The 16,019-nt window shown below is 68.2% G+C and carries 14 protein-coding genes; 11 read left to right on the top strand and 3 right to left on the bottom strand.

What is annotated here, in order from left to right; translation table 11 throughout:
• The first annotated feature begins 125 nt into the window (after positions 1-125).
• The 10 genes from HZ992_RS05990 (at position 126) to frdD (ending at position 12,505) form a co-directional block, all read left to right on the top strand.
• Positions 126-476, top strand: a complete 351-nt coding sequence (locus HZ992_RS05990) for a c-type cytochrome (RefSeq protein WP_245213368.1) — start codon at positions 126-128, stop codon at positions 474-476.
• Positions 477-542: 66 nt separating this feature from the next.
• A complete protein-coding gene (locus HZ992_RS05985; RefSeq protein WP_209385760.1) occupies positions 543-2,552 on the top strand; it encodes a cytochrome C in 2,010 nt (669 codons plus the stop codon).
• A gap of 342 nt (positions 2,553-2,894) precedes the next feature.
• Positions 2,895-5,267: an OmcA/MtrC family decaheme c-type cytochrome gene (locus tag HZ992_RS05980; RefSeq protein ID WP_245213367.1), complete on the top strand. Its 2,373-nt coding sequence runs from the start codon at positions 2,895-2,897 to the stop codon at positions 5,265-5,267.
• A gap of 1 nt (position 5,268) precedes the next feature.
• Positions 5,269-6,306: a DmsE family decaheme c-type cytochrome gene (locus HZ992_RS05975; protein WP_209385758.1), complete on the top strand. Its 1,038-nt coding sequence runs from the start codon at positions 5,269-5,271 to the stop codon at positions 6,304-6,306.
• Between the two features lie 16 nt (positions 6,307-6,322).
• Positions 6,323-8,455, top strand: a complete 2,133-nt coding sequence (locus tag HZ992_RS05970) for an MtrB/PioB family decaheme-associated outer membrane protein (protein ID WP_209385757.1) — start codon at positions 6,323-6,325, stop codon at positions 8,453-8,455.
• An 89-nt stretch (positions 8,456-8,544) separates the two neighbouring features.
• Positions 8,545-9,231 (top strand): rhodoquinone biosynthesis methyltransferase RquA, encoded by a 687-nt coding sequence (rquA, locus tag HZ992_RS05965; protein ID WP_245213366.1) that lies wholly within the window; start codon positions 8,545-8,547, stop codon positions 9,229-9,231.
• A complete protein-coding gene (frdA, locus tag HZ992_RS05960) occupies positions 9,228-11,027 on the top strand; it encodes a fumarate reductase (quinol) flavoprotein subunit (RefSeq protein ID WP_245213365.1) in 1,800 nt (599 codons plus the stop codon). Before rquA ends, frdA begins: the two co-directional genes overlap by 4 nt.
• Positions 11,020-11,775 (top strand): succinate dehydrogenase/fumarate reductase iron-sulfur subunit, encoded by a 756-nt coding sequence (locus HZ992_RS05955; RefSeq protein ID WP_209385755.1) that lies wholly within the window; start codon positions 11,020-11,022, stop codon positions 11,773-11,775. Before frdA ends, HZ992_RS05955 begins: the two co-directional genes overlap by 8 nt.
• The gene (locus HZ992_RS05950; protein WP_209385754.1) at positions 11,772-12,161 is read left to right on the top strand and encodes a fumarate reductase subunit C; all 390 of its coding nucleotides are present in this window, start codon (positions 11,772-11,774) and stop codon (positions 12,159-12,161) included. The genes HZ992_RS05955 and HZ992_RS05950 overlap by 4 nt, the downstream gene beginning before the upstream one ends.
• On the top strand, positions 12,158-12,505 hold the full coding sequence (frdD, locus tag HZ992_RS05945) for a fumarate reductase subunit FrdD (protein WP_209385753.1): 348 nt from the start codon (positions 12,158-12,160) through the stop codon (positions 12,503-12,505). The genes HZ992_RS05950 and frdD overlap by 4 nt, the downstream gene beginning before the upstream one ends.
• Positions 12,506-12,512: 7 nt before the next feature.
• Here frdD and HZ992_RS05940 read toward each other — a convergent pair whose 3' ends face one another.
• Positions 12,513-13,715 (bottom strand): ammonium transporter, encoded by a 1,203-nt coding sequence (locus HZ992_RS05940; RefSeq protein WP_209385752.1) that lies wholly within the window; start codon positions 13,713-13,715, stop codon positions 12,513-12,515.
• Positions 13,716-13,913: 198 nt separating this feature from the next.
• On the opposite strand from HZ992_RS05940, the gene HZ992_RS05935 reads away from it, so the two are divergent.
• The gene (locus tag HZ992_RS05935; RefSeq protein WP_209385751.1) at positions 13,914-15,044 is read left to right on the top strand and encodes a DNA alkylation repair protein; all 1,131 of its coding nucleotides are present in this window, start codon (positions 13,914-13,916) and stop codon (positions 15,042-15,044) included.
• Positions 15,045-15,061: 17 nt separating this feature from the next.
• Here HZ992_RS05935 and HZ992_RS05930 read toward each other — a convergent pair whose 3' ends face one another.
• Positions 15,062-15,412, bottom strand: coding sequence for an ArsC family reductase (locus HZ992_RS05930; RefSeq protein WP_209385750.1), 351 nt, complete (start codon positions 15,410-15,412; stop codon positions 15,062-15,064).
• Complete coding sequence (locus tag HZ992_RS05925; RefSeq protein WP_209385749.1) at positions 15,409-15,924, bottom strand: hypothetical protein; 516 nt, start codon at positions 15,922-15,924, stop codon at positions 15,409-15,411. The genes HZ992_RS05930 and HZ992_RS05925 overlap by 4 nt, the downstream gene beginning before the upstream one ends.
• Positions 15,925-16,019 lie beyond the last annotated feature (95 nt).

Here is a 16,019-nt window from a genome sequence, read left to right as displayed (position 1 = left end):
GCACACAACGGCCTGACGCAGATCAAGCGCGGCACTCTTTTTTTGATGCGCATCATGCACAAACGCCCTGGTCGGCGTTACTTTCCGCTTCAGTCTTCCTTTCACTTCCACTCAGGACACCTTTCATGAAGCTCGGAACAATGATGCGCACTGTGCTCGGTTCGTCCTTCGCTGCAGTCTTGCTGACCGCGTCCGGTCCCAGCCTGGCTGTCGATGCAGACGCTGCCCAGGCCTTGGCCAAGAAGAACGACTGCTTCAAGTGCCACGCGATCGACAAGGAGAAGAAGGGTCCGTCCTACAAGAAGATCGCCGCCAAATACAAGGGCAAGCCCGAAGGACAGGACGCGCTGATCAAGAACTTCACCACCAGCCCCAAGGTGAAGCTGGACGACGGCACCGAGGAAGACCACAAGATGCTCAACACCAAGGACGTTGCCGCACAGAAGAACCTGGCGGACTGGATCCTCTCGCAGTAGCCGTCGCTTCCTGATGGGCGCCGTGAGGGCGGCGCAAGCCACAACAACAACAGAACGGCGGACGACATGCGTGCGATCCGATGGGTGGGGCGAGTGGCCGCATTGGGCCTGCTCGCATGGAGTGCGCTGGTGGCCGCCCCGGTGGCCTCGGCCGCAGCGGATGCGGGTGCGCTGGACAACGCGGGCTGCCTGAGCTGCCACGACGCCAAGGCACACAAGCTCGAAGTGCCCGCCGCCGACGGCAAGGCGCGCGCCTTGCTCGGCATCGCGCCCGAGAAGTACGCAGGCAGCGTGCACGCCAAGATGCAGTGCGTGGCCTGCCACACCGGCATCACAGACCAACCCGCTGCAGGCGCCGGCCACAAGAAGGATCCGGCCCGCACCACGTCCAGTTCCGCGGGTTGCGCCGACTGCCACCAGAAGCTGTGGGACCAGGCCAAGGCCGACAACACCGCCGCGGCCAAGCCGCGCCTGGGCATCGTTGTCGACAACATCGAGGCCTACCGCAAGTCGTTCCACGCCCGCGGCAGCAAGGCCGACCGGAGCAAGGCCAACGCCAGTTGCGACGGCTGCCACGACACGCACAGCTTCGACATCCCGACCAAGGCCAGCCCGGCGCACGAGAAGTGGCGCCTGACCAGCGCGGCGATGTGCGGCGAGACCTGCCACAGCGACGCGCTGGATGAATACACCGCCTCGATCCACGGCAAGGAAGCGCTGGTCAAGCACAACGTCAAGTCGGCCGTCTGCTCCGACTGCCACAGCGCCCACGCCGTCGGCAACACTTCGGCCGATCCGGTCAAGCTCACGATCACCGCCAACTGCGGCGGCTGCCACGCCGAGAACTACGCGTCCTACAAGGCCACCTACCACGGCCAGATCAGCACGCTGGGCTACGCCTACACGGCCAAGTGCTACGACTGCCACGGCAGCCACGGCATCCTCGAGGCGAAGAACCCCGAGTCGAAGGTCCACCCGGCCAACCGCATGGAGACCTGCGAGTCCTGCCACAACGGCAAGAAGGGCGTGGGCGTCGCGTCGGCGGGCTTCGCGACCTTCCAGCCGCACGGCCGCACCGACGACTTCGCGCGCTACCCGCAGATGTGGATCGGCTACCAGATGATGGTCGGTCTGCTCGTGGGCACCTTCGGCTTCTTCTGGCTGCACACCTTGTTGTGGTTCTGGCGCGAGTTCCAGGACCGCCGCCAGGGTGTACTGCGCCCGCACGTGGCGGCTTCCGCGCTGCCGGCGAACCTCGAAGCCAAGCACTACCGGCGCTTCAGTGCCATCTGGCGCCTGGCCCACATCACGTTCGCGCTCAGCCTGATGATCCTCACGCTGACCGGCATGCCGCTGTTCTACCCCGACGCCGCCTGGGCACCGTGGGTGATGAAGGCCCTCGGCGGGCCGAAGGTCGCCGGGCTGATCCATCGCGTCAACGCGGTGATCTTCGCCGCGGTGTTCTTCTGGCACCTGGGCTACATGGCGCTGAACCTGTGGCGCCAGCGCAAGACCTTCCGCTGGTTCGGCCCGGACTCGATGATCCCGAACCTGCAGGACGGCCGCGACATGCTCGCCATGTTCAAGTGGTTCTTCGGCAAGGGCCCGCGCCCGGTGTTCGACCGCTGGACGTACTGGGAGAAGTTCGACTACTGGGCGCCGTTCTGGGGGGTCACGATCATCGGCGTCAGCGGCCTGATGATGTGGCTGCCCGGACTCACCGGCACCTACCTGCCCGGCTGGGTGTTCAACGTGGCTGCGATCTTCCACGGCGAGGAGGCGTTCCTGGCGGTGGTGTTCCTCTTCACGGTGCACTTCTTCAACAACCACTTCCGGCCCGACAAGTTCCCGGTCGAGATCGTGATGTTCACCGGGACGATGAGCCTGGAGCACTACCGCCGCGAGCATCCCCTCGAGTACCAGCGCATGGTCGAGAGCGGCGAACTCGAGAAGCACCTGGTCGACGCACCGTCGGCACCGATGACGCTCGCGTCCAAGCTTCTGGGCTTCGTGCTGATCGCGGCGGGGCTGACCTTGCTGGCCGGTGTCGCGATCGGCTTCTTCTCCGGCGCTTGATCGATCGCAAACCCATGCCGCCGCAATTGCTTACAAGGGCGATACAGACGTGACGCCGCAGCGGTGACGCCACGAACGGGGCCGAAAGGCGCCGAACCAAGAACGGTGGAGGACGCAATGAAGCGCTCGTTGATCGGATGGGGAGTGGCGGCATCGATGCTCTTGGCCATGGCGGGCTGCGGCGGGGGAGGATCGTCCTCGACGCCCACGCCGCCACCCGGCCCGGGCACGACGGTCGGAGATGCGATCGTCGCAGCCGGCGCAGTGCCCGGCAATGACTCGGCGACCAACACCGCCTCCGCGTTCACGGTGCTTCAGGCGGCCGGCGTTCCCGCCGTGACGGTGAACAGCCCGCCCCAGGTCAACTTCACCGTCTTCTCCGATGGCGCCGTGAAGACGGGCCTGACCAACACGAACGTGCGCTTCGCGATCGCCAAGCTGGTGCCTGGCACCAACGGCGACCCCGATCAGTGGCTCAGCTACGTCTACCGCACCGAATCCACTGCGACCGCGCCCAACAATGTCGGCCCCGGCGGCACGCCGGCACTGGCCAGCGCCAAGCAGGCGACCACGGACCCGAACAGCGCGGCGCAGCTGGTCTACAACGCCGACGGCTACTACACCTACACCTTCAGCACCGACATCAAGGACCCCACCAAGACCAACGGCGTGGTGTTCGAGCCGGACCGCACGCACCGCATCGCCATCCAGCTGAGCTACCGAAACGCCGCTGGCGAGACGGTGCTGGTCAACCCGTACATCGACTTCACCATCGATGCCAACGGCAACTCGGTGCTGGTCACGGATGCAACCAAGACGCGCAAGATGACCGACGTCTCGTCGTGCAACAACTGCCACGAGAAGCTGGCGCTGCACGGCGGTGGCCGCGTCGACACGCAGTACTGCGTGATGTGCCACAACCCGGGCACCACCGACGCCAACAGCGGCAACGTGCTGACGATGTCGACGATGGCGCACAAGATCCACTCGGGCAAGCTGCTCAAGGCCAAGCTGGATGCCGGCAAGGGCGGCGAGGACTACGCGATCTGGGGCTTCGGCGCGGCCAAGGTCGACTTTGCCGAAGTCGGCTTCCCGCAGGATCTGCGCAACTGCACGAAGTGCCACTCGGCCTCCAATCCGAACACGCCGCAGGGAGACAACTGGAAGACCAAGCCGAGCAAGGAAGCCTGCCTGACCTGCCACGCCAACAAGCTCGGCTCCGACTGGGAGGCCAGCCACAAGGTGTTCGCCCGTGATCCCACGGTCACGCCCGGCGCCACCGGCACGGAAGAGGCCCTCAGCCTGACCAACGCGCAATGCGTGGCCTGCCACAAGGTCGGCTCCAACATCTCGCCGGAGCGCGTGCACTGGAACCAGAACGAGGAAAACGCGGCCAAGTACAAGATGAACATCGAGAGCGCGGTCTACGATTCCACCGCGCGCAAGGTGACGGTCAAGTACTACCTTTCGGATCCGACCAACAGCAATGCCGCCTACAACCTGGTGACCTCGGACTGCGCGAGCACGACGGTGCCCACCTGCGGCAACACGACGAAGTTCGGCAACCTGCGCTTCTACCTGGCCTATCAGAACCTCGTGGGTCAGTCGACCACGGTGACCGAATTCACTGCCAGCACCAACGGCACGAACGCCGCGAGCGGCTACGCCTACAAGGGCGCCAACGACGGCAGCAACCACTACACGCTGGACATCGTGCTGCCGGCCGACACGGCCACTGCGGTGGCGGCCGGAACGGCCCGCGTCGTCAGCATCGGCCAGGTGAAGGAAGCGAAGCTGCAGGCCAAGTGGGCCACCGACCCGCGGCCCGAGGCCATCCCGGCGTCGCTCGTCAACGTCGTCGCGCAGAACGCATGGACGGAAGTGGCCCTGGGCGGCACGCTCTCGCCGCGTCGTGTGATCGTGTCCAACGAAAAGTGCAATGCGTGCCACGCCGCGCTGGGCACGACCTCGGGTTCGAACACGCTGTCGGAGGCCTTCCACGGCGGTGCGCGCAACACGGTCGAGGCCTGCGTGGTCTGCCACGACGTCAACCGGATGTCGTCGACCGTCATGACCGACGGCCAGGCGCTGAACGAGTCGTACCAGTTCAAGCGCATGATCCACGGCATCCACGGCAACTCGAAGCGCACCTACCCGTTTACGCACGGCAACCCCGTGCAAGGGTCGTTCGACAAGGCCGGCAACCTCGCGCTGGGCGGCATCTTCCTGGCCAACTACACGATCCGGAACTTCGCTCCGGTCGTGCTTCCCGCCGGGACGGCCGTTGCCGCAGGCTCCACGTTCGAGACGATCGAGTCGCTCATCAACAGCGCTGCCGCGACCGCCGGCTACACCGGCGCGCCGCAGGTCATCGAGAACTATGCCGCCGAGGTGGCGTGGCCGGGCGTGGGCATCAACTGCAATGCCTGCCACGTCGACAACTCGTACAAGGTGGACAACGGCCCGCTCGGCTCGGTGGTGGCCAAGCCGGCCGGCGTGACCGACCCGACGGGCTGGCGCGTCATCTCGCCGAAGGCGGCGACCTGCACGGCCTGCCACAACTCGCCCACCGCGATCGCGCACGTCACGAGCTTCGGTAATGCCTCGTTCGCGAACCGGACGCAGGCTCAGTCGATGCTGGTTCAGGAGACCTGCGCCGATTGCCACTCGAGCGGCGGCTTCAAGGGCGTGGACATCGTGCACGGCCAGAACTGACATGCGCCTTCTGCCCGCCCTGGCCGCCTTGTTGATCTGCCTGGGCGGGCTGACCGGCCCTGCTTCGGCGCTGACGGAGGCAGAGGCGTCCAAGGCCTGCGTGGAGTGCCACGACGCCGAGGACCTGCCCGACATGAGCCAGGGCCCGCACGGCGAGGTGCCGAAGAAGAAGCCGCCGATGGATGCCGCGGCGTTGGCGATGCGCGGCAGCCCGATGGCGGACGCGTCCGACCCGCGCACGCCCAACTGCATCAGCTGCCACGGCCTGAGCCCGACGCACACCAAGAAGCCGGAGGGCATGAAGGAGCGGCCGCGGCCGGACCGCGTGTTCAGCAAGAACGGCGGCACCTCGGCGCATGAACGCAGCGAGGTCTGCCAGACTTGCCACCAGCGCGACGCCAAGCAGGCGCTGTGGGGCGGCAGCCAGCACGAGAGCGCCGACGTGGCCTGCTCTTCGTGCCACAAGGTGCACACGAACCGCGACAAGGCGATGGTGAAGGCAACGCAGACCGAGGTCTGCTACGCCTGCCACAAGGAGCAGCGCGCGCAGTTGCAGCGCCCCTCGCACCACCCGATCCCCGAAGGCAAGATGACCTGCTCGGACTGCCATGCCGTGCACGGCTCGGCCGGCCCCAAGCTGGCCTTGCGCGACAGCACCAACGCCACCTGCTACACCTGCCATGCGGAAAAACGCGGCCCCTTCGTGCATGCGCACGAGCCGGTCACCGAAGACTGCGCGAGCTGCCACAACCCGCACGGCACCACCGTGGCGAGCATGCTCAAGGCCCGCGTGCCGATCCTGTGCCAGCAGTGCCACACGCCGCACGTCGCGGGCGGTGTCGGCGCCGTCGGCGGCCAGCGCGGCGTGTTCCCGCCCGGCGCGCCGGGACAGGGGGGCGCGGCCATCGGCCCGGTCACCGGAGGCAAGAACGTGGTCAACATGTGGCAGGGGCGCAGTTGCACCAACTGCCACACGCAGGTGCACGGCTCGAACAACCCGTCGGCGAGCAACCCGACACCGCAGCTCTTGTTCCGCTGAGCGTCGGAGAGACATCATGAACAGGCCTGTCTCGATCCCCGCCTTCGCCCCGACCCTGATGGCAGCGGCCCTGCTCGGGGTCTTCGGCTCCGCGCGCGCGGAAGATGAACCGCCGCCGCCGCCAGAATCCTCGGTCACCGTGGGCGCCGGTCTGCTCAGCGGCAGCGACGCCGACCGCGCGCTGTTCGGCCAGTACAACGGCCTGCGCACCCACAGTGCGAGCGGGCTGCTGGGCTTCCAGTACAGGCGCCGCGACGACGAGACCGGAACCTCCCTGCGCCTGGAGGGCAGCGATTTGCTCGGCAGCCTGCGCGAGCTCGAGCTGGGCTGGAAGAAGCCTGGCGACTGGAAGTTCTCCGTCAGCTACGGCGAGACGCTGCGCGAGGAACCGAACCGCGCCAGCACGGGCGCCGACCTGCATCTCAAGCGCAGCAAGGTCGGCGTGGCCCTGATGAAGACGCTCGGCCCGCAGCTGCAGCTCGACGTTTCGCTGAGCAGCGAGAACAAGGACGGCCTGCGCCTGTTCGGCATCGGCATGAACTGCCCGTCGGCCGTGGCGCCCGGTTGCGGCGTGACCACCGGCACGCAGATCGGCTGGGCGGTGCTGATGCTGCCCGAACCGGTCAACGCCAACCACAGCCAGATCGAGGCCCGGCTCAGCTATGCCGGAGAGAAGCTCCACCTGAGTGCGGGCTACTACGGCTCGTTCTACCAGAACCACTTCGGCAGCCTGTCGCCGAACGTGCCGGGCACCTTGAACAACGCGCTGGGCACGCCGCTGCCGCTCGCACCCGGGCTGCAGGCGATCCTCAACCAGCCAGTGGCGCTACCGCCGGACAACCAGGCGCACCAGATCGACCTGTCCGGGCGCTACTCGTTCACGCCGACCACGCACCTGAACTTCAAGCTCAGCCACGCGCAGGCATTGCAGAACGACGATTTCGCCGGTGCCGGCTTCGCCGGCGCCCCGGCCGGCGTGAGCAACCTGGGCGGGCGTGTCGACACCACGCTCGCGCAAGTGGGCCTGAGCGCACGGCCCTGGGCCAAGCTGACGCTGCAAGCCAAGCTGCGCTACGAAGACACCGACGACAGCACGCCGATCGCGCTGTACAACGTCGAGGACACCGAGACCTACACCAACCGGCGCCTGCCCAGCACCAAGCTGCGCGGCCAGTTGCAGGCGCACTACCAGTTCAGCAGTGACTACCGCGGCACGCTGGGCGCCGAGGTCGAATCCATCGACCGTGGCGTCTTCACCGCCACCAGCGCCGCGGCCGGCATCACCGCGCTGCGCCAGAAGACCGACGAGACCACCGTGCGCGCCGAACTGCGGCGCCGCATGAACGAGCAGCTCAGCGGCGCGGTCAGCGTGTCGCGCAGCCGCCGAGACGGCTCGAACTGGCTGCGCGACAACAGCGGCACCGGCGTCACCGAGGTGCCCGATGCATTTGACCCGTCCACAGGCTTCGCGCGCGGCATCTTCATGCCCACGCTGGCCGACCGACAACGCGACAAGCTCAGGCTGCAGGCCGACTGGCAGCCCTCCGACGAACTGTCGCTGCAGCTCTCGGCGCAACACGGCATCGACCGCTTCTCGACGCCGAGCGTCTACGGCGTGCAGACCAGTGGCATGGACCATCTCGACCTCGACGCCAGCTACGCGCTGTCGGAGCGCTGGAGCCTGACCGGCAACCTGAACTACGGCACCGAGACGCTGCGGCAGGCGCGGCCCGACGCCGCCGCGCTGGCCTACGACAACACCAGCAGCGGCTTCGGCGTCGGCATCACCGGCAAGGCCACGTCGACGATCCAGGTCGGCGCGAACCTGTCGCACCTCGACGACCGCAGCACCTACGCCCAGGCCCTGGACACGACGGCCGACGGCGCCAGCGCCGCGCTGCTCGCCGCCACCGGCGGCCTGCCCGACATCATCTTCCGGCAGACCACGCTGAAGCTGTTCGGCATCTACACGCTCGACAAGCAGTCGGACCTGCGGCTCGACCTGGGTTACCAGCGTTCGACCTGGAGCGACTGGAGCTGGAGCTACAACGGCGTGCCCTTCACCTACTCGGATGGCACCGTCGTCGGACAATCCGTCCGGCAGCGCGTGGGCTTCGTCGGCCTGCGCTACACCTATCGCTGGCAGTGAACCGCCTGGCACCCCCCGCTTCAAGAGGAAACTGAATGCCTCCTCCGCCGTTTGAAGTCACCCTGGCCGGGAACGATCGATCTGGCTCCGTGACACCTCCGGTACCGCGCTATCTCGAACAGGTGTACTGGTGGGCCTACGTGCACCCGAAGGCCGTGCATCTGTTCGAGCGCGAATGGCTGGTCAACGCCATCCTGTTCAACAACTACGGTCGCCTGCGTGACGCGGCGCTGGCCGATCTCGGCCAGACGGTAAACGGCCGCACGCTGCAGGTGGCCTGCGTCTACGGAAACCTGACGCCGCGGCTGCAGGCGCGGCTGGCCAGCGACGCGCAGCTGGACGTGGTCGACATCCTGCCGGTGCAGCTCGCCAACCTGCGCAAGAAGCTGCCGGCCGACGAGCGCGTCACGCTCAAGCAGAGGGACGCCACTGCGCTGGACAGCGCCGACGCGCACTACGACCAGGTGCTGCTGTTCTTCCTGCTGCACGAAATGCCCGAGGCGGTGCGGCGCCAGACGCTGAGCGAGGCGATGCGCGTGCTCAAGCCGGGCGGCCGCATGGTGATCGTCGACTACCACCGCCCGGCGAAGCTGCACCCGCTGCGCCCGCTGATGCGGCAGGTGTTCCGCCATCTCGAGCCCTATGCCATGGACCTGTGGGGCCACGAGGTCGAGTCGTTCCTGCCCGCGGGCATGGCACCGGTCGCGATCGAGAAGAAGACCTACTTCGGTGGCCTGTACCAGAAGCTCGTGCTGACCCGCCAGGACCCGCCGTGATCGAAACCTTCCAGGCCGACGTGGCCATCGTCGGTGCCGGCGGAGCCGGCCTGCGCGCTGCCATCGCGGTGGCGCAGGCGCACCCCGAGCTGCGCATCGCGCTGGTCTCCAAGGTCTACCCGATGCGCAGCCACACGGTGGCGGCCGAGGGCGGCGCCGCGGCGGTGACGCAGGCGCACGACAGCCTTGAGGCGCACTTCCACGACACCGTGGCCGGCGGCGACTGGCTGTGCGAGCAGGACGTGGTGGACTACTTCGTCGGCCAGGCGCACGACGAGATGGTGCAGATGGAGCACTGGGGCTGCCCGTGGAGCCGCACGGCCGACGGCCGCGCCAACGTGCGCGCCTTCGGCGGCATGAAGATCGAGCGCACCTGGTTCGCCGCCGACAAGACCGGCTTCCACATGCTGCACACGCTGTTCCAGACCTCGATCCAGTTCCCGTCGATCCGGCGTTTCGACGAACATTTCTGCGTCGACCTGATGGTCGACGAGGGCCGCGTGCAGGGCGTGCTGGCCATCGACATCGCCAGCGGCCGCTTCACGCTGATCCAGGCGAAGGCGGTGGTCATCGCCACTGGTGGCGCGGGCCGCGTGTTCCGCGAGAACACCAACGGCGGCATCGTCACCGGCGACGGCATGGCACTGGCCTACCGCCACGGCGTGCCGCTGCGCGACATGGAGTTCGTGCAGTACCACCCGACCTGCATGCCCGGCACCGGGCTGCTGTTCACCGAGGCCTGCCGCGGCGAAGGCGGCTTCCTGCTCAACAAGGACGGCTACCGCTACCTGCAGGACTACGGCCTCGGCCCGGCCACGCCCGAGCCGCGCAACAAGGCGATGGAGCTGGGCCCGCGCGACCGGCTGAGCCAGGCCTACTGGCACGAGAAGCAGAAGGGCCGCACCCTGCCCGGCCCGCACGGCGCGGTCGTCCAGCTCGACCTGCGCCACCTCGGCGAAGCCAAGCTGCGCGAGCGCCTGCCGCAGATCTACGAACTCGCCGTCGAGTACCTCGGCGTCGATCCGGCGAAGACGCCGATCCCGGTGCTGCCGGCGGTGCACTACACGATGGGCGGCATCGTCGCCGACGGCCGCACCGCCTCGACGCTGCCGGGGCTGTACTCTGCCGGCGAATGCTCGAGCGTGGGCATCCACGGCGCCAACCGGCTCGGCTCCAACTCGCTGACCGAGCTGCTCGTCTTCGGCAAGCTCGCCGGGCTGGAGGCCGCGGCCTTCGCGAAGGCGGCCCCGAGCGGCAACATCGCTGCCATCGCACGGCTCGCCGAGGCGGCCAGCCAGCGCGCGCTGGCCGTCGCCGAGCGGCGCGGCGGCGGCGAGCGCATCGCCACATTGCGCCGCGAGATGGCGCAGAGCATGGAAGACGGTTGCGGCATCTACCGCACGGCGGCCACGATGCAATCGACCTGCGACAAGCTCGCGGAGCTGAAGCAGCGACTGAAGAACGTGCAGCTCGACGATCACTCGCGGGGCTGGAATACCGAATGGCTGCTCGCCATCGAGCTCGGCTACCTGCTCGACGTGGCGCAGGCGATGGCGCATTCGGCGCTCGAGCGGCGCGAATCGCGCGGCTCGCACCAGCGCCTGGACGGTTTCGAGCAGCGCGACGACGTGAACTTCCTGAAGCACAGCCTGGCCACCTACGCCGGCGACGACGCGCCGCGCATCGGCTATGGGCCGGTGAAGATCACGAGCTCGGCGCCAGGCACGCGTGCCTATGGCGCGGCCGGCGAGCAGGCCGATGCCGAGCGCAAGGCGAAAGAGACGAACCATGGCTGAGTCGCCGAAGACCATCGACGTCGAGGTGCTGCGCTACCGCCCCGAGCAGGAGAGCGAGCCGGTCTGGCAGCGCTTCACCGTGCCCTACACCGACGACATGTCGGTGCTGCAGGCGCTGCAGCAGATCAAGGACGACCAGGACGGCTCGCTGAGCTTCCGCTGGTCGTGCCGCATGGCGATCTGCGGCAGTTGCGGAATGATGGTGAACGGCAAGCCGCACCTGTCCTGCCAGACCTTCCTGCGCGACCTGCTGCCCGGGCCGGTGCGCATCGAGGCGCTGGCGCACTTCCCGATCGAGCGCGACCTGGTGGTCAGCGTCGACGGCTTCGTCAAGAAGCTCGAGAGCATCAAGCCCTACATCATTCCCAAGGAGCCGCGCACGCTGGCACAGGGCGAGTACCGGCAGACACCTGCGCAGCTCGAGCAGTTCGAGCAATACAGCGGCTGCATCAACTGCATGCTGTGCTATTCGGCCTGCCCGCAGTTCGGCCTCGACCCCACGTTCACCGGCCCGGGCGTGCTCGCGCTGCTGCACCGCTACAACGCCGACTCGCGCGACGGCGGGCAGGCACAGCGCATGGAGTTGCTCGGCTCGACCGAGGGCGTGTGGAACTGCACCGCGGTGGGCTACTGCTCCGAGGTCTGCCCGAAGGGCGTGGACCCGGCCAATGCCGTCAACCAGAACAAGGCGAACAGCGCGAAGGACTACTTCCTGCGCTTCCTCTCGCCGCGCGGGAGCAAGGCATGAACAAGCCCTACGTGCGCCCGATGACGGGCTGGTGGAAGCGCGATCCCTTCTTCATGCGCTACATGGCGCGCGAACTGACGGCCTTCGCGGTGGGCGCCTATGCGGTGATCCTTTGCGTGGGGGTGCTGCGGCTCGCGCAGGGCGAGGCGGCCTGGAACGGCTGGCTCGCGGCGCTGCGCTCGCCGGTCTCGATCGTGCTGCACGTCGTGCTGCTCGTCTCGATGGTGGTGCACGCGAAGAGCTGGTTCGAGATCATGCCCAAGACCATGCCGATGATCCACGTCGGCGGCAAGCGGCTGGGCGGGCAGACGATCACCCGTGTCGGCTGGGCGGCGACGCTGATCGCCTCGCTGTTGCTGCTCGCGCTCGTCTGGGGCTGGCGATGAAGCGCTCGCACGCACCGATCTTCTGGCTGCTGTTCGGCGGCGGCGGCATGCTCGCGGCACTGTTCGGCACGGCCCTGGTGCTCGTCACCGGAATCGTCGTGCCGATCACCGGCAGCGAGGCGCTCGCCTACCCGCGCATGCTCGCCCTCGCGCAGAGCTTCGTCGGCAAGGCCTTCCTGCTGGCCGTGATCGCCCTGTTCGCCTGGCATGCGGCGCACCGCATTCTGTGCAGCCTGCACGACGTCGGCATCCACAAGGGGCTGGTGGCCAAGCTCACCTGCTACGGCGCGGCGATGCTGCTCAGCCTCGTCGCCGCCGCGAGCCTGTGGCGGGTCGGGTTCTAGGCGCCGTTCACCAGCTCGCTTCGCGCTCCGGCGTGGCGCCGATCTTGTGGATGGACAGGTCGGCGCCTTCGTATTCTTCCTCGGGCGTCAGGCGCAGCGAGGTCAGCGCCTTGATCGCGCCGTAGACTACCAGGCCCCCGGCCAGCGCCCAGGCCACGCCGGCCAGGGTGCCGAGCAGCTGCGCAAGGAAGCCCACGCCGCCCAGGCCGCCGAGCGCCTGCTGGCCGAAGATGCCGCAGGCGATGCCGCCCCAGGCGCCGCACAGGCCGTGCAGCGGCCACACGCCCAGCACGTCGTCGATCTTCCAGCGGTTCTGCGTCAGCGTGAACATCACGACGAAGATCGCGCCGGCCACGCCGCCGACGACCAGCGCGCCGGCCGGGTGCATCACGTCCGAGCCAGCGCACACCGCCACCAGCCCGGCCAGCGGGCCGTTGTAGGCGAAGCCCGGATCGTTCTTGCCCAGCAGCACGGCCACCAGCGTGCCGCCGACCATCGCCATCAGCGAGTTCACGGCGACGAGGCCGGAGATCTTGTCGATGGTCTGCGCGCTCATCACGTTGAAGCCGAACCAGCCCACCGCCAGCACCCAGGCGCCCAGCGCGAGGAAGGGGATGCTCGACGGCGGGTGCGCGCTGATGCCGCCGTCCTTGCGGTAGCGGTTGGCGCGCGGCCCGAGCATCAGCACCGCCACCAGGCCGATCCAGCCGCCCACGGCATGCACCACCACGCTGCCGGCGAAGTCGTGGAAGGCGACGCCGGCCACCGACTCGATCCAGCCTTGCAGCCCGAATCGCCCGCCCCACACCGCGCCCTCGAACAGCGGGTAGATCGCCCCGACGATCACCGCGGTGGCCGCGAGCTGCGGCCCGAAGCGCGCGCGTTCGGCAATGCCGCCGGAAACGATGGCGGGAATCGCCGCCGCGAAGGTCAGCAGGAAGAAGAACTTCACCAGCTCGTAGCCGTTCTTCGCCGCCAGTGTCTCGGCGCCGCTGAAGAAGCTCACGCCGTAGGCCAACGTGTAGCCGATGAAGAAGTAGGCAATGGTCGAGACCGCGAAATCGACCAGGATCTTCACCAGCGCATTGACCTGATTCTTCTTGCGCACCGTGCCGAGTTCGAGAAACGCGAACCCGGAGTGCATGGCCAGCACCATGATCGCGCCCAGCAGAATGAACAAGGCATCGGTGCCTTGTTTGACCTGATCCATCGCTTGCCCCCTCGTGCGTCGTTGTGATGCCGTTCGCACCGGAAGCGGACGAAAGGCGCACCAAGTTAGCAATTCGTGTGCCTTCATTGGTGCGCACTGCCTGCACCGACTCGGTGATTCTTGGGGGCGGCTGGTTCGTTTTCGGTGCATCCACGCACGATGCTCGTGCGTCGCCGCCGGCGGCTATGCTGGCGCGCCATGGCCGAACCGTTCAAGAACCTGATCAATGCCGAGGTGGTGCGCCTGATCCGCCGCCACCTGCAGCGCGCCTGGCCCGGCTTCGCCGGCGCGCGTTTCGAAGCGCTGGCCGGCCATGGGCTGGAGTCGCTGGAGCTGAAAGCCCGGGCCCAGCACCTGTGCGCGGCGCTGGAGGCCACGCTGCCGGCGGACTTCGAGGCCGCCGCCGCCGTGATCGAGGCCAGCCTCGCGCCGACGCCGGGCGACGAGGCCCTGTCGGTGCTGCGTGCCGGCGATCACGGCCTGGCCGGCTGGGCCGTGTGGCCGCTGGCGGAGTTCGTCGCAGTTCGCGGCCTGGCCACGCCCGAACGAGCGCTGCAGGTGCTGCATGCGATCACGCAGCGCTTCACCGCCGAATGGGCGGTGCGGCCCTTCATCGTGGAGCACCCCGCGCTGGCCTTCGAGACGCTGCATCGCTGGGCCCGCGACACGAGCCCCCACGTACGCCGCCTGGCCAGCGAAGGCAGCCGCCCCCGCCTGCCCTGGGGTGTGCAGCTCAAAGGGCTGATCGCCGACCCGTCGCCGACCCTGCCTCTGCTCGCCGCGCTGCAGGACGACGAGAGCGAGTACGTGCGCCGCAGCGTGGCCAACCACCTGAACGACATCGCCAAGGACCACCCGGCGCTGGTCGCCGAATGGATCGAGACGCACCTGCCCGAGGCCACCGCCGAACGCCGCGCGCTTCTGAGGCACGCCAGCCGCACGCTGATCAAGCGCGGCGATGCGCGCGTGCTCAAGGCCTGGGGCCTGGGCCGACGTTTCGCGGGCGAGGCCACGCTCGCTGTGTCACCGAAGCGCGTGGCGCTGGGCGGCACGGTCGAACTGTCGCTGACCCTGCGCTCGACGGCTAAGCGCGTGCAGAAGCTGGCGATCGACTACGCCGTGCACCACGTGAAGGCCGATGGCCGCGCCAGTGCCAAGGTGTTCAAGGGCTGGGTGCTCGAACTGGCGCCCGGCGAAACGCGCGAGCTGGTCAAGCGGCATTCGATGCGGCCGGTCACCACGCGCCGCTACCACGCCGGCCGGCATGTCGTGGACCTGCGCATCAACGGCGAGGTGCGCGCCGAAGGCGCCTTCGAGCTGAAGCTCTGAACGCGCGGTCGTTCCGCTCAGCCCAGCACGCGCGCCCACTCGTCGGCATCGAAGCCGACCAGCACCGTGTCGCCGCGCACCAGCACCGGCCGCTTGATCACGCTGGACTGCTCGTTCATCACCGCCAGCGCGCTGGCTGCGTCGGTCACGGCGGCCTGCCGGGCCGGCTCGAGCTTGCGCCAGGTGGGGCCACGGCGGTTGAGCAGCTTCTCCCAGCCGTGCAGCTTCATCCACGCACGCATGTCGGCCTGCGGCACGCCCTGCTTCTTGTAGTCGTGAAAGGCGTGGGCGAAGCCCCGCTCGTCGAGCCAGGCACGCGCCTTCTTGACCGTGTCGCAGTTGGGAATGCCGTAGAGGGTGATGTTCATCGCCTGAAGATGCCGTGCAGGGGTTTGTCCACATCGTCGCAGATCGGGTCGGGCCCGTAGCCCGTGTCCTCGACGACACCCGCTTCGCTGAGCCCGACCTGGAACCACTGGCAGAACGGGCTCGCGTAGCGGTACGACCAGACGGTCTGCGTCTTGTGCCAGCCGACGTAGCCGACGTTCGACGGCCGGCCGATCGTGCGCAGCACCTCGTCGGCGGTGGCGCCGGCGCGGATGGCGTTGAACTGCGTCTCGGTGAGCACCTGCGTGGCCGAGGTCAACCGGCCTTCGGCGTCGACGTCGAGCATCCAGGTCTGCTTGCCGAAGGGGCCGCGGGCGTACTCCAGCCGCTGCGCCCCGCCGGCCAGCGGGTAGCGGCCGGTGGGCTCGCCGAGCGACTGGCGGATCTCGTCGGCACTGGCGCCCGGTGCCAGCCGCGTCGGGTTGCTCATGTTGACGCAGCCGGCGAGGACCACGGCCGCGGCGGCCAGCGAGAGGATTCGGCTCCAGCCCATGTGCTTCTCTCCACAGCGATGCAGCCCATTGTGACCTTCGCGCGCAGACGAAGTTTCGATGCCGCGTTGCCTAGAATCAAGCTTCACTCCCGCTG

Source organism: Rhizobacter sp. AJA081-3, assembly GCF_017795745.1.
In the GTDB taxonomy this organism is placed as follows: domain Bacteria; phylum Pseudomonadota; class Gammaproteobacteria; order Burkholderiales; family Burkholderiaceae_C; genus Piscinibacter.
Note: the sequence above shows the minus strand (reverse complement) of the source record. Positions and strands in the feature narration are given on the sequence as shown.